Consider the following 18,235-nt stretch of genomic DNA (forward strand, 5'->3'; position numbering starts at 1 on the left):
CGCCGCCAAGCTTTTCAAAGGATCAGTTCCAGTCGGAACTGGTCTTTTTTGTGTTTTCTTCTAGCAGCATCATGATATAAGCCGGAAACTTATCCTCTGCAATCTCCATATAACGTTCAATCATGACATAATCATCACTAATGTATTGAGATAAAAGCTCGTACCACCATTCTGTTTCGTAGCGGGCAATCATACTGAGGTTATACATTAACAAGTAATGGCTGATGATCTCAGGAATCCCTAAAAAGGCATCTCGCGTTGATGGAATGAACCATTGATTCATTTCTAAATCATAATGAAGATGAGTAGCAAGAGCAGGGTTTTCTTCTGAAAATACATCAAATGTTAGTTTTTTAGCCTCTCGTTGCTTAAGCTTCCAAGTTGTATGGAACTCAAAATATTCAATAAAACGTTCGGCAGACATATTATAGAGCAAGGGAATATGATCTTGAATCAATATGCCATTGGCTTGCTCTACTTTCACTAAAGTCGCAGGCTGTTTTTGAAACTCCAGAATATGACCCATCTCAGGTATTTTTGAAAGGAGATTGATCATCGTAAATCGTTCATCTTCAAGACCATTTAAATGAAAAAAGTGCTTTAATACATGCATACATAATCCGTTTCGCTGAATCTTGACTTCATCCTCACTAAAACGATAATGTTGCTTCTTTCTTTTTCTTGAGGTGACGCCGTGAGCTAAGACAGAGGTTTGAGACGGATAGTCGGGATCCACTGTCAGCAAACATGCCTTTAACAGCTGTGCCATTCCATAAAACAATAAAATCGGTTTTAGTTCAAGTGGAGCTGATGCGGCTTGGTCATAAAATGTATGACCGTGCTTTAAAAAGTAAATAAATCGTTCACAGTTTTTATAGGCCTGCTGGTTTGCCTCCTGAATGTTCCGTTTCTCGTACTGTTGAAATAGAAACTTTTGGGAAGTTTCAAGTGAGTAAAAACGTTTTAAATCCTTCCATCCTGAACTTTTCATCTTCTTCCTCAACTCTCTTTATATTTTCTAAAAATTGCAACTGTTTGTTGCTTCCTTGACATGCTGTTTCCTAGTTGATAATCTACATATAATATTTTGCCGAAAAGAGGGGGATTTACTAATGTGGGAAAGTAAATTTTCAAAAGAAGGTTTGACGTTTGACGATGTGTTGCTTGTTCCAGCAAAGTCTGAGGTGCTTCCGCGTGATGTCAATTTATCAGTTGAGTTAACAAGCACTTTAAAGCTGAACATTCCAATTATTAGTGCAGGAATGGATACTGTGACGGAATCGCAAATGGCGATTGCAATGGCACGTCAAGGTGGTCTTGGAATCATCCATAAGAACATGTCTATTGAGCAGCAAGCTGAACAAGTGGACAAAGTAAAACGTTCAGAGCGTGGTGTTATTACAAATCCATTTTTCTTAACACCGGATCATCAAGTATTCGATGCAGAACATTTAATGGGTAAATATCGTATTTCTGGTGTACCGATTGTTAATAACGAACAAGATCAAAAGCTTGTTGGGATTATTACGAACCGTGACCTTCGTTTTATTTCGGATTATTCAATGAAGATTAGCGACGTGATGACAAAAGAGGAACTTGTGACAGCTTCTGTTGGAACAACATTAGAAGAAGCTGAAAAAATCCTTCAGCAATATAAAATTGAAAAATTACCTCTTTTAGATGACGAAGGAACATTAAAAGGTCTCATCACCATCAAAGATATTGAAAAAGTGATTGAATTCCCTAACTCCTCTAAAGATGCACATGGCCGTTTAATTGTTGGTGCCGCTGTAGGTGTCACTGGCGATACAATGACTCGTGTGAAAAAATTAGTAGAAGCCAATGTTGATGTGATCGTCATTGATACAGCACACGGTCATTCTCAAGGTGTTCTAGACACTGTATCGAAAATCCGTGAAACGTATCCTTCTCTTAACATCATTGCTGGTAACGTTGCAACAGCTGAAGCAACAAAAGCATTGTTTGAAGCTGGAGCAGATATTGTAAAAGTGGGTATTGGACCAGGATCGATTTGTACAACACGTGTTGTTGCAGGGGTCGGTGTACCACAAATCACAGCGATTTATGACTGTGCAACAGAAGCAAGAAAACATGGTAAATCTATTATTGCAGATGGTGGAATTAAATATTCAGGTGATATCGTGAAAGCATTAGCTTCTGGTGGACATGCTGTTATGCTGGGAAGCCTTCTTGCTGGTACATCTGAAAGCCCAGGAGAAACAGAAATTTTCCAAGGCAGACGTTTCAAAGTATATCGTGGTATGGGTTCTGTTGCTGCAATGGAAAAAGGAAGTAAAGATCGTTACTTCCAAGAAGATAATAAAAAATTCGTTCCAGAAGGTATCGAAGGACGTACACCGTATAAAGGACCAGTTGTTGACACTGTTTACCAACTCGTTGGCGGTATTCGCTCTGGTATGGGCTACTGTGGAACACAGGACTTACGTACTCTTAGAGAAGAAGCACAATTCATTCGCATGACAGGTGCAGGTCTTCGTGAGAGCCATCCACATGATGTACAAATTACAAAAGAATCACCAAACTACACAATTTCTTGATAAATTGTGACAATCAAATTACATTTGACAGGGTCTATGACTCTGTCTATTTTTTTTGTCTTTATTGTGATAAAATTTATACTGTTGTGTCGAAATAAGCCCTTGTGGATTAAATATATATGAAAAACGTCGAAAAAAGATGAATACGGAGGTATGACGATTGAACAGCAAGATGTTGAAACAGCTTATGGTCTCTATCCTTGCATTGGCATTGATTGTTACTGCATTTACCCCAATGTCCAAAGCAAAAGCGGCTGAAGATCCATTCAATGTGAATGCGAAAGCAGCCATCCTTATTGAAGCTTCTACAGGTAAAATTCTTTATAGTAAAAACGCAGAACAAAGACTGCCTATTGCAAGTATGGCAAAGATGATGACAGAGTATCTATTACTAGAGGCGATTGCTGAAGGCAAAGTGAAATGGGATCAAACATATACGCCAGATGATTACGTGTACGAAATTTCTCAGGACCGTAGTTTATCCAATGTTCCATTGAGAAAAGATGGTTCGTATACTGTCAAAGAACTTTATCAAGCAACGGCTATTTATTCAGCAAATGCAGCAGCAATTGGTCTAGCAGAGGTAATCGCTGGATCAGAATCGAAGTTTGTTGAAAAAATGAATGCAAAAGCAAAAGAACTTGGCTTAACCAATTACAAATTCGTGAATGCAACTGGATTAGAAAATAAAGACTTACATGGCAAACAGCCAAAAGGTACGGGACCTGATGAAGAAAGCGAAGTTTCCGCAAAGGATATGGCTTTGCTTGCACAGCATCTCATCAAAGATCATCCAGAAATTCTTGAAACAGCAAGCATCGCGAAAACAAAGTTCAGAGAAGGCACAGATGATGAAATGGACATGCCAAACTGGAACTTTATGCTTAAAGGACTTGTGAAAGAATATGAAGGCGTAGACGGTCTGAAAACGGGCTCTACTGATTCAGCTGGTTCTAGCTTCACAGGTACAGCAAAACGTGGTGACATGCGTGTGATCGCAGTTGTCCTGAATGCTAAAGGGAATCTTCATACAGCTCGTTTCGATGTGGCGAAAAAATTGTTCGATTATGCCTTTAAAAACTTCACGATGAAAGAAATGTACAAAAAAGGCCAACAAATCAAGGGACATGAAAACATCGAAGTCGATAAAGGGAAAGATAAAGAAGTACCCGTCGTGACGAAAGAAGCTTTCTCTGTACCGGTTAAAAATGGTGATGAGAAGAGCTATAAAGCGAAAGTAAATATTGATAAAAAGAACCTAGAAGCTCCTATTAAAAAAGGAACAAAGGTTGGCATGCTGACGACTTCTTATTCTGGTGATGAGAAGGACTACGGCTATTTGAGTAAAGACCAATCAGGTGTTGAGCTTGTGACGAAAACAGGTGATGAAAAAGCAAACTGGTTCATCCTTGCAATGCGTGGTGTAGGAGGATTCTTCGCTGGCATTTGGGGCGGAATCGTCGACACAGTAAAAGGTTGGTTCTAATAAAAAACTGCTCTCTATATGTGAGAGCAGTTTTTTTATCGTTAAAAGAAAAGAGATTGTTTGTGGTTTTGAGGTGTAGACAAGGCCTGCTGAAAAATACCACATAACTTTTCCATCCCTTCTGTCAGTGCCTTTTCATTCACATAAGAAAAACTGAGACGTATATAATTCTGCTTCGGCTCCCCAGGATAGCAGACAGAGCCAGGCAGGAAGGTGATTTGTTGCTTCCGCGCCTCATGTAATAGGGCACGTGTATCGACCCAGGAAGGAAAGCTAAGCCACAAATTGAGCCCGCCCTGTGGGATTTGCCACGTGACGTCCTTTGGCGCATGTTTTGTCAGCACTTCCATCATCAAATCGCGTCTCACCTTCAAGGCAGTTCTTAATTTTTTCGTATGATCGATCATTTTCTTGGAAGTGAGAAACGGTAAGATCGCCTTTTGGGTGAGAAGCGGGCTCCCTAAATCATTATTGGCTTTTGCAGCTAATAAACGGTTAAATATAGAGCCTGACGCAGTAATAATTCCAATCCTGCATCCTGGAGCCAGTGTCTTGCTTAATCCTCGTAAATAAATGACGTGTCCATCGTGATCTAGGCTTTTAATGGGTGCCGGCGGTTTCTTTTCAAAATAAAGCTCACGATAAGGATCATCCTCTACAATGAGACAATCAATGCTTTGTGCCAGTAAAAGCAGCTGCTTTCTTCGTTTCATCGACATACTAGCACCTGTAGGACTGTGAAAAGTAGGAATGGTATAGATGAGCTTTGGTTTATATTTATCACAAATGCTTTGAAGCTGTTTCATGTTCATTCCTTCATGATCGACAGGAACCGTAATAATTCGTGCCCCTCTCCCCATAAAGACATCAATTGCGCCTGGATAGGTGGGCGCCTCCATGACAACTACATCATCCGGCCCGATAAATGTACGTGCTACTAAATCAAGCCCTTGCTGAGAACCGCTAGTGACAAGGATATTTTCAGGAGTAGAAGGGACATCTAATTTTTCTAGAAATGATTGAATGACCTGACGAAGCTGAAGGTCACCTTGTATTTCTCCGTATTTTGACATGATTTGAGGATGCCGGGCTAGGACATGCTGCATTTCTTTTTCTAAATACTGGTTAGGTAAAAGACCAGGATCAATCATAGAGGAAGAAAGATTAATGGCTTCTTCGACATAGTGATACTGAGCAAATTGAGACCTTGGTAAATAATCAGGGATCGATAACTGCCAATCGAAAGAAGTAGATGACTGAACCGGGATGTCAGTTTGCTCATGCTGCTCATTCACAAACGTACCTTTTCCTTGTACAGTCGTTAAAAATCCGTCGTCCTTAAGCCGTGTATATGCTTTTGATGCTGTGACAAGACTTACATTCAGCTGTTTCGCTAGATCACGTACAGTCGGCAGCTTATCGCCTTGCTGAAGCAGACCTGATTGAATGTGATCAACGATGGAAAAGTAAATCTGATTCGAAAGAGATGTATCTGAATGTCGATGGATATCAATATGCATGAAAATCCTCCAATGGGTGTGGAATTGTTATAGATGTTTTCGAATTGTTATAGATGCATTATAACATGTTAATAACACTTAAAAGAGGGAATGATGCCTTTTTAACTATGAAACCTTGATATATAAGGGTTTCTTCTTTTTTATGAGCTGATTGAATTGTTATACTATTCTCTTTATTGTTATACTCTATCGCTTGTATGATAAAGGTGTTGAATCAATCGAATAGACAAATGGGAGGAAACAATTGTGAGCAATAAGGGAACTGAACGAGTTAAACGTGGAATGGCAGAAATGCAAAAAGGTGGCGTCATTATGGATGTCGTCAATGCTGAGCAGGCAAAAATCGCAGAAGAAGCAGGCGCAGTGGCAGTAATGGCACTAGAACGAGTACCAGCTGACATCCGTGCAGCAGGCGGTGTTGCCCGTATGGCAGACCCAAGAATCGTGGAAGAAGTACAAAATGCAGTAACGATTCCAGTCATGGCAAAAGCACGTATCGGTCACATCGTGGAAGCTCGTGTTCTTGAAGCACTTGGTGTTGATTATATTGATGAGAGTGAAGTGCTGACGCCCGCAGATGAGGAATTCCATTTAAATAAAAATGAATACACGGTTCCTTTCGTATGTGGCTGCCGTGATCTAGGTGAGGCGACTCGTCGTATTGCAGAAGGTGCATCTATGCTTCGTACAAAAGGTGAGCCTGGTACAGGAAATATTGTAGAAGCTGTTCGTCATATGAGAAAGGTCAATGCTCAAATTCGTAAAGTGGCGGCAATGAGTGAAGATGAATTGATGACAGAAGCCAAGAATCTGGGCGCACCTTATGAATTATTGCTTCAAATTAAAAAAGAAGGCAAATTGCCAGTTGTAAACTTTGCAGCTGGAGGTGTTGCGACACCAGCAGATGCAGCACTCATGATGCAGCTTGGAGCAGATGGTGTATTTGTCGGCTCTGGTATCTTCAAATCAGACAATCCAGCTAAATTTGCAAAAGCGATCGTAGAAGCAACGACTCATTTCACAGATTACCGTCTAATTGCAGAGCTTTCTAAAGAGCTTGGAACAGCGATGAAAGGAATTGAAATTTCAAATCTATTGCCAGAAGAGCGTATGCAAGAGCGTGGCTGGTAATTAAGGGAGCGCAAACGAACATGCTAACAATTGGTGTACTAGGGCTTCAAGGAGCGGTGAGAGAGCATATTCAATCGATTGAAGCTTGTGGCGCAGCGGGAAAGATCATCAAGCGGGTAGAGGAGTTAGAAATTGTTGACGGTCTCATTATCCCTGGTGGTGAAAGTACGACGATGAGAAGACTCATGGATACGTACCAATTCATTGAACCGATTAAAGCGTTCGCTGCTCAAGGTAAACCGATATTTGGGACTTGTGCCGGTTTGATTATGCTGGCAAAGCATATAGAAGATCGAGAAGATGCTCATCTTGGCCTGTTAAATGTATCTGTTGCACGTAATTCGTTTGGCAGACAGGTAGACAGCTTTGAAGCAGATGTAGAAGTGAAAGGACTGGATGCGCCGTTTACAGGAGTGTTCATCCGTGCGCCTCATATCATCAGCGCAGATGAGAGCGTAGAGGTCATGGCTGAGTATGACGGCAGGATTGTGATGGCGAAAGAAAACAATATCTTAGGTTGTTCTTTTCATCCAGAGCTGACAGATGACCACCGGTTAACACAGCTGTTTGTTGAGATGGTGGAGTCCTATAAAACGAAGCTTGCTGTATAAAACGGTTGAAAAGAGATAAAACTTATAGTACATTAAAATCACAATCAAAGATCGAAAAAGCGTTGACGGGAAATAGTAAGAAGCCCCTCTTTCTCAGAGAGCCGATGGTTGGTGAGAATCGGTGAAAGATGCATTCTGAATCCATCCTTGAGCGAAATGCTGAAACACGAAGTAAGCATTTACGGTGATGCCGTTACAGAGGAAAGAGGAAAGCATGCTTTTGGCGTGTTTTCAATCAGGGTGGCAACGCGAGAGCTCTCGTCCCTTTCATGGGATGAGGGCTCTTTTTATTTTTCGATAAAAAAGGAGTGTTACACATGCTGGATATTAAACAACTGCGCACGGATTTTGATCAAATCAAAGAAAAATTAGCCCATCGAGGTGAAGATTTAGCGGATTTTGATAAGTTTGGTGAGCTGGATCAAAAAAGAAGAGAATTAATCGGCAAAACAGAAGTATTAAAGAGCCGAAGAAATGAAGTATCACAGCAAGTGGCTGTTCTAAAAAGAGAAAAGAAAGACGCCGATCACATTATTCAAGAAATGCGTGAGGTAGGCGATGAGATTAAGAAGTTGGATGATGAATTAAGAACAGTAGAGGAAAGCCTGCAAACCATCCTGTTCTCAATTCCAAACATCCCTCATGATTCTGTACCAGTCGGTGAAACAGAAGATGACAACATTGAAGTGAGAAAATGGGGCGAACAGCCAGCCTTCTCATTTGAACCAAAGCCGCATTGGGATGTAGCGGATGAACTGAAAATTTTGGATTTTGAACGTGCAGGAAAAGTGACAGGAAGCCGTTTCGTTTTTTATAAAGGGCTAGGCGCACGGTTAGAGCGTGCACTTTATAACTTTATGCTGGATTTACACGTAGATGAATTTGGTTTTACTGAAGTACTACCACCTTATATGGTCAACAGAGCAAGCATGACAGGAACTGGACAGCTTCCAAAGTTTGAAGAGGATGCTTTTAAAATTCGAGAAGAAGATTATTTCCTCATTCCAACGGCTGAAGTGCCAATTACGAACATGCACCGTGACGAAATTCTTGAAGGAGAGCAGCTGCCAATCAATTATGCAGCATTTAGTGCTTGCTTTAGATCAGAAGCTGGTTCTGCCGGCAGAGATACGCGCGGACTCATCCGTCAGCACCAATTTAACAAAGTAGAGCTTGTGAAATTTGTCAGACCAGAAGATTCTTATGAAGAATTAGAAAAACTAACAAACCAAGCAGAAAAAGTTCTTCAATTATTGAATCTGCCATACCGTGTCATGAGCATGTGTACAGGAGATTTAGGCTTTACGGCTGCGAAGAAATACGATATCGAAGTATGGATTCCAAGCCAAAATACGTATCGTGAAATTTCTTCTTGCAGTAACTTTGAAGCGTTCCAAGCGAGACGAGCAAACATTCGTTTCCGCCCTGAGCCTAAAGCCAAGCCAGAACACGTCCACACATTAAATGGATCTGGTTTAGCAGTAGGAAGAACTGTTGCAGCCATTTTAGAAAACTATCAACAAGAGGATGGAACAGTGATCATTCCTGAGGTGTTACGTCCTTATATGGGAAATAAAGAAGTGATAAAATAAGATGCCGTCATGGCATCTTATTCTTTTTACCTAAACTTCTACAGCTTTTCTAAAATAAGCCGATAAAAGAACTAAAAGCATCTAGGAAAGAAGGAATAACCTTGAATAGGCTTGACTATTATGTTGAAATGGCTCAATTACTCAGAAAAGTTCTAGATGAAAGTGTCCTTTTCGGCATCACTGATACAGAAAAGGTACTTTGCTATTATCCATCGACCACAGTAGATTTTGGCATTAAAGTAGGGGACGCTTTAAACCCAGAGGACCAAAACGTGGCGACGACATTAAGAGGACAAGAATATGATGGGCATTTGCCAGAGTCTTTATATGGTTATGAAATTGCTGTAAAAGGTTATCCGATTTTTGATGAAGATAGAAAAGTGATTGGCTCTTTTTTAGTGGCTTTTTCACATCATCGTGAGAAGAAATTAAGCGGCTATATGGAACATATCAATAAAGTAGCGAAAGAGTTACAAGGTGGAATTGAGCAAATTGCTGCTCATTCTCAAGAACTGGCTGCGACAAGCTTAGAAATTAGTGAGCAGGCCGGAAGAGCAGAAGAGAAATCCGCAAACATTGAAGAAGTCGTCAAAACCATTGGCGGTATTGCGAGACAAACAAACCTGTTAGGACTCAATGCTGCAATTGAAGCGGCAAGAGCAGGTGAAAATGGAAAAGGCTTTGCTGTTGTTGCAGACGAGGTACGAAAGTTATCAGATGGATCAAAGGAAGCAGCTGAAACCATTAATGCATTTTTAAAAGAAATCCAAGACAGCATTGGCACTTTATCTGAAAATATCTCACAAATCAGCAGTTCAACAAACGAACAAGCTAAACAAGTGACAGACTTTACAAAGATTATTGAGTCATTAAATGATTTTAAAGAAGAGATGAATACTTTTATTGAAGAAATTAGACAGGATACGTAATAAATGAAGAGCAGCCGATAATCGGCTGCTTCAGCGTGTAGACAAACCCTCGCATTCTTTGTCAGTCCTGCGTGCTGGTGCTCACGAATGCCAAATTCGCTCCGCGCCAGTACTCGTCCTTCCTAGACTTCAAAGGTTTTCTATTACGCTGAAAAGAAGACAAAAGGCTAAAATAAAGTTCATTTTAGCTTTTTATAGGCTAAACATCATACCAAAATCAAATGTTGAAATTTTTTTCGAAAAGATGTTGACTTAAAATAAGATGATATGATATATTAATTCTTGTCGATACGGAGGAATACCCAAGTCCGGCTGAAGGGATCGGTCTTGAAAACCGACAGGGGTGTCAAAGCCCGCGGGGGTTCGAATCCCTCTTCCTCCGCCATATTGATTTTACCTTAGTTGAATTGAAACGCATAAAAATTGGAAATTGTCAAACCGCTGCATTCGAGAAATGCAGCGGTTTTTTTTATTTTGTGTTAGAACGATTTTTTTGAATAACAGAAGCAATTTCATGAAGAATTGGATCAAGTGAGCTTTCATCATGAAGTAAGTCGTAATCTTCAATATTAATTTTAATCACAGGGCACAGATCAAATTGTTCGATCCATTCTGTATATCGAGTGTACATTTCTTCCCAATATGCTCGATCGGTTTGAGTTTCCATCTCTCTCCCGCGCTCTTCAATACGATGTAATATATGATCTAAATCCCCATGTAAGTAAATGAGGACATCTGGGTGAGGGAAGTAAGGTGTCATCACCATCGCCTCAAATAGACTCGTATACGTTTCATAGTCTACCTCTGACATGGTACCTTTGTCTGCGTGCATTTTAGCAAAAATACCAGTGTCCTCATAAATGGACCGATCTTGTACATAACCTCCACCAGACTCGAAGATTCGTTTCTGCTCCTTAAAACGTTCAGCTAGGAAATAGACTTGTAAATGAAAGCTCCATCTTTGGAAATCTGAATAAAAAGGCTCTAAGTATGGATTATCATCTACTTTTTCAAGAGAAGTTTGAAATCCTAGCTTGTGCGATATTGTTTTCGTCATGGTCGATTTTCCGACACCAACTGTCCCTGCAATTGTAATGACAGCATCCTTTGGTATATCAATATTTTTCATAGTACTTGCTCCTTTATGTTCTGTACAATTTGCTGGTAATCTTGCTGTGAGGAAACGAAGTCTGTATGATCGCCTTCAATTGTAATGATAGGAACCCCTGGGTCAGTTTGTTTTAAATGTTCGATGGCCAACTCATAATCTTCAATCAAGGTTTTTAAATAAGCTGGATCAATGTCTTCTTCAAAAGATCGGCCTCTCATCTTTATTCTATCAAGTAAGGTGGGAAGGCTGGCTTTTATATAGATCATGGCATTTGGTTTAGGAAGATCATCTGTCAGCAAGTGATAGATCTTTCTGTATTTATCCATGTGCTTTTTAGATAAGGTTCTTTCTGCAAATATCATATTTTTATAGACATGATAATCAGTGACAATCGGCTGCTGTTTTTTGACATATTTCTCTTCAATAGACTCTAACTGTTTAAACCGATTGCATAGAAAGAACATCTCAAGCTGAAAGCTCCATTGTTCCATATCTTCATAAAATTTATCTAAGAATGGATTTTCTTCTACAATTTCTTTTACTAAAGGAAATTGAAATTCCTTTGAAAGCATTGTAGCCAAGGTTGTTTTTCCGGCTCCAATTGGGCCTTCCACTGCAATAAAAGGGGCAGGATACATAGGCGTTCTCCTCTATCTATAAAGTTGTCAAACCAATGTATATTGTACCATACCCCTTCTGAGAGATAGAGCGTATGAATTACGATGTCGTTCTTTTTTCAATATTAAATTGATCTGATAACAACAACCAGTTTTGTGGGAAGGATAGACCTAATTTCCAGTAAGCAATTCCATTTAGGTTTAACTCTTTAATGAGATTAAATTTGGCTTGAATGGATCTTGCATCTTCAAACCAAACCTCGTGTTCTTTGTTGTTAGCATCTGTATAACGGAAATAAGGTGCTTGTGCTGTTTCGTCATATAAAATGGATACATTATTCTCTCTAGCAATGGCGATCGCTTGTTGAGGGCTGACGGCTTTGGCGATAGGGCCTCCTTGAACATAAGGAAGCGTCCAATCATAACCATATAAATTCTGCCCCATCACAATTTTATTGGCAGGTATGACAGTCAGTGCATATTCAATGACTTGGCGGACAGGGCCGATCGGAGAGACGGCTTGTGCAGGCCCGCCGCTGTAGCCCCACTCATAAGTCATTAGCACAACATGATCAACAATCTTACCGATTGCTTCATAGTCATGCGCCTCATACCACTTTCCTTTCTGTTCACTGCTTGTTTTAGGAGCAAGTGCCACAGAAATAGTCCAACCCTGTTGATGAAAACGAGTTGTTGCTTCTCTTAAAAATTGAAGGTAGGCTTCTTTATCAACAGGGCGTAAATATTCAAAGTCAAAATGGATTTCTTTTAATTGATACTTTTGAGCAACGCGGACGATTTCATTTAATAATGTCGTTTTGACAGCTTGATTTGTTAAAAGAATTCGCCCGAGTTCATCACTAAATTTATCATTCTCTAGATTTGTGACTACCATGGTTAAAACCGTTCTGCTTTGAGCGGCAATCTGAGGTAATTGATCTAAAGGTGGCTCGCGAAGTGTTCCGTCTCTTTGCGCTTGAAAACTAAAGGCACCGAGATGGGTTAAGTATGGAGATGCCTCTCTGGCTGCTTGCTTTAAATTTTCGCTGACTTGGTTTCCGCGAGGTTCTATATAAGCATTAGAATTAATATTTCTTTTCGGTCTTTGTGGAATATAAAGCAAAAAACGAATAGGCAATATGGCTTCAGGCCGAATCCGATTCACACGTGCCAATTCTTCTACCGAAATTTGGAATCTTCTTCCAATTTGATAAAGTGTATCATTTTGTTTGACCTCATAAAATTGACCTCTAATAGGGATGACAATTGTTTGTCCAACGACTAGTTGATTTGGTGTTTCGATGTCGTTGGTCCGAATGATTTCATTTACCGTTGTTTTAAAACGCATGGCAATTTCATTTAATGTATCTCCTCTTTTGACAACATAAATTTGAATGGTCAACGCCCCCTTTGTTATTGCTAACAATTTATGAGGGTGATGGATAAATCATGTTTGATTTTCATCCGTGATCTCTTTAGTTGTTGTGATTTTGGCAAGAAGAACGTTCTCCATCATCGTTAAAGCGTACTCGTTGTCCCTATCATCATTTGAAGCAATACAATCTTTAGGTACAGTGAGGTTGTACTCTCGCATGTAAGCGTCATTTGCAGTGAACAGGACACAGATGTTTCCGGCAATTCCAGTTAAAATAAGATCTTGCACACCTAATTCATTTAGGAGTGTCTCTAGTGCTGTTCCGTAAAAGGCAGAGTGCTTAGGTTTAATTAAGAAGTAATCATCTTTAGATGGTGCCATTTGTTCTAAAATAGGGGCACTTCTTTCGTTTTTACATGTTTCCATAACAGCTTTGATATCAGCCTTCCAGAGTCCATAGTGGTCGTTGATATAGATAATTGGCCAATTTTTCTTGAAAGCGTGTTGTTTAAGGGCTAAAATTTTATTGGTCATTTGCTCTGTTTTTTCAGCGAGCACATGTCCCATTTCGAAATCAAAATTATTGATCATGTCAATAATAAGTAGTGCCTTTTGTTGTTTTGGCAAATCAAGACCCCCTTTAAAAGATTGTGATAATATGTTAACCTCAATATCCTTTAAAAAAACATGAAAAGAGAGCCGTGCTATGACGAAAGATGAACAGTTTATGCAAGAAGCTATTTCTGAAGCTTTGAAAGCAAAACAAATAGGAGAAGTTCCAATCGGTGCCGTCATCGTTGTTGATGATCAAATTGTAAGCCGTGCTCACAATTTAAGGGAAAGTGAACAGCGATCAATTGCTCATGCGGAATTACTTGCTATTGATGAAGCGTGTAAAATGACTGGTAGCTGGCGTTTAGAAGATGCTGTACTTTATGTTACACTCGAACCGTGCCCAATGTGTGCAGGCGCTATTGTACTTTCAAGAGTGAAAAAGGTCGTTTTTGGTGCCTATGATCCTAAAGGTGGATGTGCTGGTACTTTAATGAATTTATTGGACGATGAGCGGTTCAATCATCAGTCTGAAGTCATTGGCGGTGTGCTTGAAAATGAGTGTGGTGAGCTGTTAAGTCAGTTCTTTCGAGACCTCCGTCAGCGGAAGAAGCAAGCGAAAAGTAAATGAATGGATGTCGTTTGCAATTTTATCACTTAGAAGGTATACTTATGTCTGCGTCACCAACAATTTAATATTCATTTTGCCGTGCTAAGCGGGGAGGTAGCGGTGCCCTGTACTCGCAATCCGCTCTAGCGAGGCCGAATCCCTTCTCAAGGTTCGTTTACTTCAAGGTCTGCCTTAAATAAGTGGTGTTGACGTCTGGGTCCTGCGCAATGGGAATTCATGAACCATGTCAGGTCCGGAAGGAAGCAGCATTAAGTGAAACCTCTCATGTGCCGCAGGGTTGCCTGGGCCGAGCTAACTGTTTAAGTAACGCTTGGGGTAGCGAATCGACAGAAGGTGCACGGTAAATCAATATTAAATGTAACTCATCTAGTTTATCTAGGTGAGTTTTTTGTTGCTATTGAAAGAATATATCGGTTGCTTTGTTTATACAAATAGCAAAAAAGCCATTTTAGGGTGAGGTTTTTTTGAAGTAATTCATATGGGGAACGAATGTTCTTATTGATCTGGCAGACATTTTCAGAAAGCAGGAAAACACGTTTTTTAATCAAGAAAAGTAAAAAGTCTTTAAAGGAAATGCTCTTTTTCGTTTATTAGAAAATAAAGGTGTACTTTTGAATTGATCGTTGCATCATGTATAATGAACATGATGATAAATGGAGGAGGGCGTATTTGTGAGTTATCAAGCTTTATACCGAGTGTTCAGACCTCAAGTTTTTGAGGATGTTGTTGGACAAGAACACATCACAAAAACGTTGCAAAATGCCCTTTTGCAGAAAAAGTTTTCTCATGCTTACTTATTTTCAGGTCCTAGAGGAACAGGTAAAACAAGTGCTGCCAAGATTTTTGCGAAAGCAGTGAACTGTGAAAAGTCACCTGTTAGTGAGCCGTGTAATGAGTGTGATGCCTGTAGAGGGATTACGACCGGTTCGATTTCAGACGTGATTGAAATAGATGCTGCCTCAAATAACGGGGTAGATGAAATTCGGGATATACGTGATAAAGTGAAATTTGCTCCTTCAGCGGTTACATATAAGGTTTATATTATAGATGAGGTACATATGCTCTCTATCGGGGCATTTAATGCACTTCTTAAAACGCTAGAGGAACCACCTGCTCATTGTATCTTTATTTTGGCTACCACAGAGCCTCATAAGATTCCTCTTACCATCATATCAAGATGTCAGAGATTTGATTTTAAACGGATCACGACAAAAGATATTGTTGGACGAATGGAGAAAATTGTAGATGCAGAAAGCCTAAATATACAAGAGGGTTCACTCGAGATTATTGCTAGTGCGGCAGATGGAGGCATGCGTGACGCACTTAGTCTCCTTGACCAAGCGATCTCATTTAGTGGTGAACAGCTAACAATTGATGATGCACTGCTCATTACAGGTGCTGTATCTCAGCATTTCATTAGTCAGCTTGCTGAAGCCATTTTTGAGCAAAATATTGCGATAGCGCTGGATACGTTAAATGAATTGCTTCAACAGGGGAAAGATGCTGCGAAATTAATAGAGGATATGATCTTCTACTTTAGAGATATGCTTCTATTCAAAACAGCACCGGATCTTGAAGGTGTCCTTGAAAAAGTCAAAGTCGACGATAAGTTTGTGGCTCTTTCAGAACGTGTGGCACCTCAGTTTCTTTATGAAACGATTGAAGTGCTGAATAAAAGCCATCAGGAAATGAAATGGACAAACCATCCTAGAATTTTCTTTGAAGTAGCTGTGGTTAAGCTCTGTCAGTCAACGGCTGGTGCTGTATCATCTCCGGCTGATTCCGACCTAACAGCGTTAACGAATAAAATAGACAGGCTGGAACAGGAGCTATCTAGGCTAAAAGCTGAGGGTGTTCCAATGACTCAGTCTCAGAGTCCTCAAGCAAAAACGGAAGCACCTCGACCTCAAACGAGTAATAAAAATGGCTATCGTGCACCTGTCGGTCGAATTCATGAGATTTTAAAAGAAGCGAAGCGACCGGAACTAGAAAAAATAAAAGGCAAATGGGGAGAGCTTCTTGCCCAATTAAAACAGCAAAATAAGGTATCTCACGCTGCGCTATTAACAGATAGTGAACCAGTTGCGGCGGCAACTCATGCCTTTGTTTTAAAATTCAAATTTGAAATACATTGTAAGATGGTGGCCGAAGATAAAAGTGGTGTTCGAACCAATCTTGAGCAACTGCTAGAATCTATGCTAGGAAAAAGAGTGGAATTAGTTGGCGTTCCTGACGCTCAATGGGGTAAAATAAGAGAAGAATTTTTAAGAGATCATCAGCCTGAAGAACAAGCAGATGGTCAGGCAGCTTCTGCTGAAGAAGATCCATTAATTGCAGAAGCAAAGAAGTTAGTAGGAACCGATTTAATTGAAATTAAAGATTAACAATTTGAAAGAGAGTGGTGTTCATATGCGCGGTGGAATGGGAAATATGCAAAAAATGATGAAACAAATGCAAAAAATGCAGAAGGATATGGCTAAGGCTCAAGAAGAGCTTGCAGAAAAAGTCCTTGAAGGTACGGCAGGTGGCGGTATGGTCACTGTAAAAGTAAATGGACAAAAAGAAGTCATTGATGTGGCGATTAATGAAGAAGTTGTTGATCCTGAAGACATCGATATGCTTCAAGACCTTGTACTTGCAGCAACAAATGATGCATTGAAAAAAGTTGATGAACTAACGAATGAAACAATGGGTCAATTCACAAAAGGAATGAACATGCCAGGTTTATTCTAGGAGGAATAACTGAAGATGCAATATCCTGAACCAATATCAAAGCTGATTGATAGCTTTATGAAATTGCCAGGAATCGGACCTAAAACTGCGGTCCGTCTGGCTTTTTTTGTTCTTAGTATGCAAGAAGATGTCGTGCTGGATTTTGCGAAGGCACTTGTTAATGCAAAGCGTAATTTAACTTATTGTTCTGTTTGCGGACATATCACCGACCAGGATCCTTGCTATATTTGTGAAGATACAAGAAGAGATCAATCTGTGATCTGTGTCGTGCAGGATCCAAAAGATGTGATCGCAATGGAAAAAATGAAAGAATACAACGGCTTATATCATGTGCTTCATGGTGCTATTTCACCAATGGACGGAATTGGGCCAGAGGATATTAAAATTCCTGACCTATTAAAAAGATTGCAAGACGATCAAGTCACAGAGGTCATTCTTGCAACCAATCCAAACATTGAGGGAGAAGCAACGGCCATGTATATCTCTAGATTGTTGAAACCATCAGGAATTAAACTCTCTCGCATTGCTCACGGACTCCCAGTAGGTGGAGACTTAGAGTATGCGGATGAAGTCACACTTTCTAAGGCTCTAGAAGGCAGACGTGAGATGTAGGAAGGAGAAGTACGGTACATGGGTTTTCTTCGCAGAAAATCAATTCGAAAAGAATTCGATGAGATATTAATTCAACAGCTTTTTAAGCAAAAGGAAGAATGGAACAGACAAAAAAAGCTTGTCGCAAACAGCGTTGAGCCTTCACCGGACATTCTATTCGAATTAAAGCTTGCTCAAGCGAAGTACTTTTTCTATCTGAGAGAAGCGAAAAAGAGAAATTTACGTTTAAACAATTGGAGATAGCAGGTCTATTTTCCATAATCCTCTCATATGCTTGTACTATTCATATGAAGAGGAGATGAGAGGATTATGGAACCTGTTATTGTGATTGGTTCAATTTTGTTAGCTGTTTTATTGTTGTTTATGTCGGGTGTTCAAGCGAATCCATTCAAATGGTTGGGGCTTATCGGAATAAAATTTGTCGCAGGCGCTCTTTTTTTATTTTGTCTCAATTTATTCGGCGAGAGTTTAGGGCTTCATGTTTCCATTAACCCTGTAACGAGCGGAATTAGTGGTTTGTTGGGCATTCCAGGTGTAGCAGCTTTAGTCGTAATTGAAAAGTTTATTATTTAATGCAAAATATTGTTGACTTTGATTATATATGGTGGTAAATTAATATACGTCGCTGATGACGAAGAAACGAAAAAACATAATAACAAAAAAGTTGTTGACACTAACAACTTGGATGTGATAAGATGTTCTAGTCGCTTCTGAAGCGGTAAACAAGTTCTTTGAAAACTAAACAAGACAAAACGT

General features: G+C 39.9%; 17 protein-coding genes, 1 tRNA gene, 1 other RNA gene, 1 pseudogene and 1 other annotated feature. Of the genes and pseudogenes, 14 read left to right on the top strand and 6 right to left on the bottom strand.

The genetic code is table 11. The annotated features are described in order from the left end of the window. Positions 1 to 22: 22 nt before the first annotated feature. Positions 23 to 991: a YaaC family protein gene (locus BA79_RS18340; protein WP_035704463.1), complete on the bottom strand. Its 969-nt coding sequence runs from the start codon at positions 989 to 991 to the stop codon at positions 23 to 25. 121 nt (positions 992 to 1,112) lie between these two features. Between BA79_RS18340 and guaB the strand changes: the two genes are divergently transcribed. After that, positions 1,113 to 2,579, top strand: a complete 1,467-nt coding sequence (guaB, locus tag BA79_RS18345; protein WP_008342039.1) for an IMP dehydrogenase — start codon at positions 1,113 to 1,115, stop codon at positions 2,577 to 2,579. A 160-nt stretch (positions 2,580 to 2,739) separates the two neighbouring features. Continuing rightward, positions 2,740 to 4,065 (top strand): D-alanyl-D-alanine carboxypeptidase family protein, encoded by a 1,326-nt coding sequence (locus BA79_RS18350; protein WP_008342036.1) that lies wholly within the window; start codon positions 2,740 to 2,742, stop codon positions 4,063 to 4,065. Between the two features lie 41 nt (positions 4,066 to 4,106). Here BA79_RS18350 and pdxR read toward each other — a convergent pair whose 3' ends face one another. Next, the gene (gene pdxR / locus BA79_RS18355) at positions 4,107 to 5,585 is read right to left on the bottom strand and encodes a MocR-like pyridoxine biosynthesis transcription factor PdxR (protein ID WP_035704466.1); all 1,479 of its coding nucleotides are present in this window, start codon (positions 5,583 to 5,585) and stop codon (positions 4,107 to 4,109) included. A 246-nt stretch (positions 5,586 to 5,831) separates the two neighbouring features. Here pdxR and pdxS point away from each other — a divergent pair, with 246 nt between their 5' ends. From pdxS to BA79_RS18380, 5 genes and pseudogenes are all read left to right on the top strand, one after another. Then, complete coding sequence (pdxS, locus tag BA79_RS18360) at positions 5,832 to 6,716, top strand: pyridoxal 5'-phosphate synthase lyase subunit PdxS (RefSeq protein WP_008342033.1); 885 nt, start codon at positions 5,832 to 5,834, stop codon at positions 6,714 to 6,716. Between the two features lie 20 nt (positions 6,717 to 6,736). Then, positions 6,737 to 7,327: a pyridoxal 5'-phosphate synthase glutaminase subunit PdxT gene (gene pdxT, locus BA79_RS18365; protein ID WP_008342030.1), complete on the top strand. Its 591-nt coding sequence runs from the start codon at positions 6,737 to 6,739 to the stop codon at positions 7,325 to 7,327. A 53-nt stretch (positions 7,328 to 7,380) separates the two neighbouring features. Then, positions 7,381 to 7,596 (top strand) — a binding site (T-box leader). A 48-nt stretch (positions 7,597 to 7,644) separates the two neighbouring features. Next, the gene (serS, locus tag BA79_RS18370) at positions 7,645 to 8,919 is read left to right on the top strand and encodes a serine--tRNA ligase (protein ID WP_008342028.1); all 1,275 of its coding nucleotides are present in this window, start codon (positions 7,645 to 7,647) and stop codon (positions 8,917 to 8,919) included. 596 nt (positions 8,920 to 9,515) lie between these two features. Beyond that, positions 9,516 to 9,848, top strand: a pseudogene (locus BA79_RS19975) (methyl-accepting chemotaxis protein); the annotation flags it as partial. Between the two features lie 292 nt (positions 9,849 to 10,140). Continuing rightward, positions 10,141 to 10,233 (top strand) — tRNA-Ser (locus BA79_RS18380). An 84-nt stretch (positions 10,234 to 10,317) separates the two neighbouring features. Here BA79_RS18380 and BA79_RS18385 read toward each other — a convergent pair. The 4 genes from BA79_RS18385 to BA79_RS18400 all read right to left on the bottom strand — a co-directional run bounded on the left by BA79_RS18385 (position 10,318) and on the right by BA79_RS18400 (position 13,578). Next, positions 10,318 to 10,977 carry a deoxynucleoside kinase gene (locus tag BA79_RS18385; protein ID WP_035704469.1) on the bottom strand — a complete coding sequence of 220 codons (660 nt, stop codon included), beginning with the start codon at positions 10,975 to 10,977 and terminating at the stop codon, positions 10,318 to 10,320. Then, on the bottom strand, positions 10,974 to 11,597 hold the full coding sequence (locus BA79_RS18390) for a deoxynucleoside kinase (RefSeq protein WP_035704473.1): 624 nt from the start codon (positions 11,595 to 11,597) through the stop codon (positions 10,974 to 10,976). Before BA79_RS18390 ends, BA79_RS18385 begins: the two co-directional genes overlap by 4 nt. A gap of 79 nt (positions 11,598 to 11,676) precedes the next feature. Then, positions 11,677 to 12,924 carry a glycoside hydrolase family 18 protein gene (locus BA79_RS18395; protein ID WP_234781037.1) on the bottom strand — a complete coding sequence of 416 codons (1,248 nt, stop codon included), beginning with the start codon at positions 12,922 to 12,924 and terminating at the stop codon, positions 11,677 to 11,679. Between the two features lie 99 nt (positions 12,925 to 13,023). After that, positions 13,024 to 13,578, bottom strand: a complete 555-nt coding sequence (locus BA79_RS18400; protein ID WP_017359012.1) for a cysteine hydrolase family protein — start codon at positions 13,576 to 13,578, stop codon at positions 13,024 to 13,026. Between the two features lie 79 nt (positions 13,579 to 13,657). Between BA79_RS18400 and tadA the strand changes: the two genes are divergently transcribed. The 7 genes from tadA (at position 13,658) to BA79_RS18430 (ending at position 18,052) form a co-directional block, all read left to right on the top strand. Continuing rightward, positions 13,658 to 14,134, top strand: a complete 477-nt coding sequence (tadA, locus tag BA79_RS18405; RefSeq protein WP_008342015.1) for a tRNA adenosine(34) deaminase TadA — start codon at positions 13,658 to 13,660, stop codon at positions 14,132 to 14,134. A gap of 76 nt (positions 14,135 to 14,210) precedes the next feature. Next, positions 14,211 to 14,475, top strand: an RNA gene (gene ffs / locus BA79_RS19325) — signal recognition particle sRNA large type. 330 nt (positions 14,476 to 14,805) lie between these two features. Then, positions 14,806 to 16,518: a DNA polymerase III subunit gamma/tau gene (gene dnaX / locus BA79_RS18410; RefSeq protein WP_017359011.1), complete on the top strand. Its 1,713-nt coding sequence runs from the start codon at positions 14,806 to 14,808 to the stop codon at positions 16,516 to 16,518. Positions 16,519 to 16,543: 25 nt separating this feature from the next. Further along, a complete protein-coding gene (locus BA79_RS18415; RefSeq protein ID WP_025206594.1) occupies positions 16,544 to 16,867 on the top strand; it encodes a YbaB/EbfC family nucleoid-associated protein in 324 nt (107 codons plus the stop codon). A 15-nt stretch (positions 16,868 to 16,882) separates the two neighbouring features. Continuing rightward, positions 16,883 to 17,479: a recombination protein RecR gene (gene recR / locus BA79_RS18420; RefSeq protein WP_003218094.1), complete on the top strand. Its 597-nt coding sequence runs from the start codon at positions 16,883 to 16,885 to the stop codon at positions 17,477 to 17,479. Positions 17,480 to 17,497: 18 nt separating this feature from the next. Further along, a complete protein-coding gene (locus tag BA79_RS18425; protein WP_008342008.1) occupies positions 17,498 to 17,722 on the top strand; it encodes a YaaL family protein in 225 nt (74 codons plus the stop codon). A 66-nt stretch (positions 17,723 to 17,788) separates the two neighbouring features. Continuing rightward, a complete protein-coding gene (locus BA79_RS18430) occupies positions 17,789 to 18,052 on the top strand; it encodes a pro-sigmaK processing inhibitor BofA family protein (protein WP_012009068.1) in 264 nt (87 codons plus the stop codon). Positions 18,053 to 18,235 lie beyond the last annotated feature (183 nt).

The organism is Bacillus altitudinis 41KF2b, from assembly GCF_000691145.1.
Classification (GTDB): Bacteria; Bacillota; Bacilli; order Bacillales; family Bacillaceae; genus Bacillus; species Bacillus altitudinis.

Excerpts from the sequence above, each read along its gene's own strand:
- BA79_RS18340 (WP_035704463.1), bottom strand. The coding sequence starts at position 991 with ATGAAAAGTTCAGGATGGAAGGATTTAAAACGTTTTTACTCACTTGAA.
- guaB (WP_008342039.1), top strand. The coding sequence starts at position 1,113 with ATGTGGGAAAGTAAATTTTCAAAAGAAGGTTTGACGTTTGACGATGTG.
- pdxR (WP_035704466.1), bottom strand. The coding sequence starts at position 5,585 with ATGCATATTGATATCCATCGACATTCAGATACATCTCTTTCGAATCAG.
- pdxT (WP_008342030.1), top strand. The coding sequence starts at position 6,737 with ATGCTAACAATTGGTGTACTAGGGCTTCAAGGAGCGGTGAGAGAGCAT.
- serS (WP_008342028.1), top strand. The coding sequence starts at position 7,645 with ATGCTGGATATTAAACAACTGCGCACGGATTTTGATCAAATCAAAGAA.
- BA79_RS18385 (WP_035704469.1), bottom strand. The coding sequence starts at position 10,977 with ATGAAAAATATTGATATACCAAAGGATGCTGTCATTACAATTGCAGGG.
- BA79_RS18390 (WP_035704473.1), bottom strand. The coding sequence starts at position 11,597 with ATGTATCCTGCCCCTTTTATTGCAGTGGAAGGCCCAATTGGAGCCGGA.
- BA79_RS18395 (WP_234781037.1), bottom strand. The coding sequence starts at position 12,924 with ATGCGTTTTAAAACAACGGTAAATGAAATCATTCGGACCAACGACATC.
- tadA (WP_008342015.1), top strand. The coding sequence starts at position 13,658 with ATGACGAAAGATGAACAGTTTATGCAAGAAGCTATTTCTGAAGCTTTG.
- BA79_RS18415 (WP_025206594.1), top strand. The coding sequence starts at position 16,544 with ATGCGCGGTGGAATGGGAAATATGCAAAAAATGATGAAACAAATGCAA.
- recR (WP_003218094.1), top strand. The coding sequence starts at position 16,883 with ATGCAATATCCTGAACCAATATCAAAGCTGATTGATAGCTTTATGAAA.
- BA79_RS18425 (WP_008342008.1), top strand. The coding sequence starts at position 17,498 with ATGGGTTTTCTTCGCAGAAAATCAATTCGAAAAGAATTCGATGAGATA.
- BA79_RS18430 (WP_012009068.1), top strand. The coding sequence starts at position 17,789 with ATGGAACCTGTTATTGTGATTGGTTCAATTTTGTTAGCTGTTTTATTG.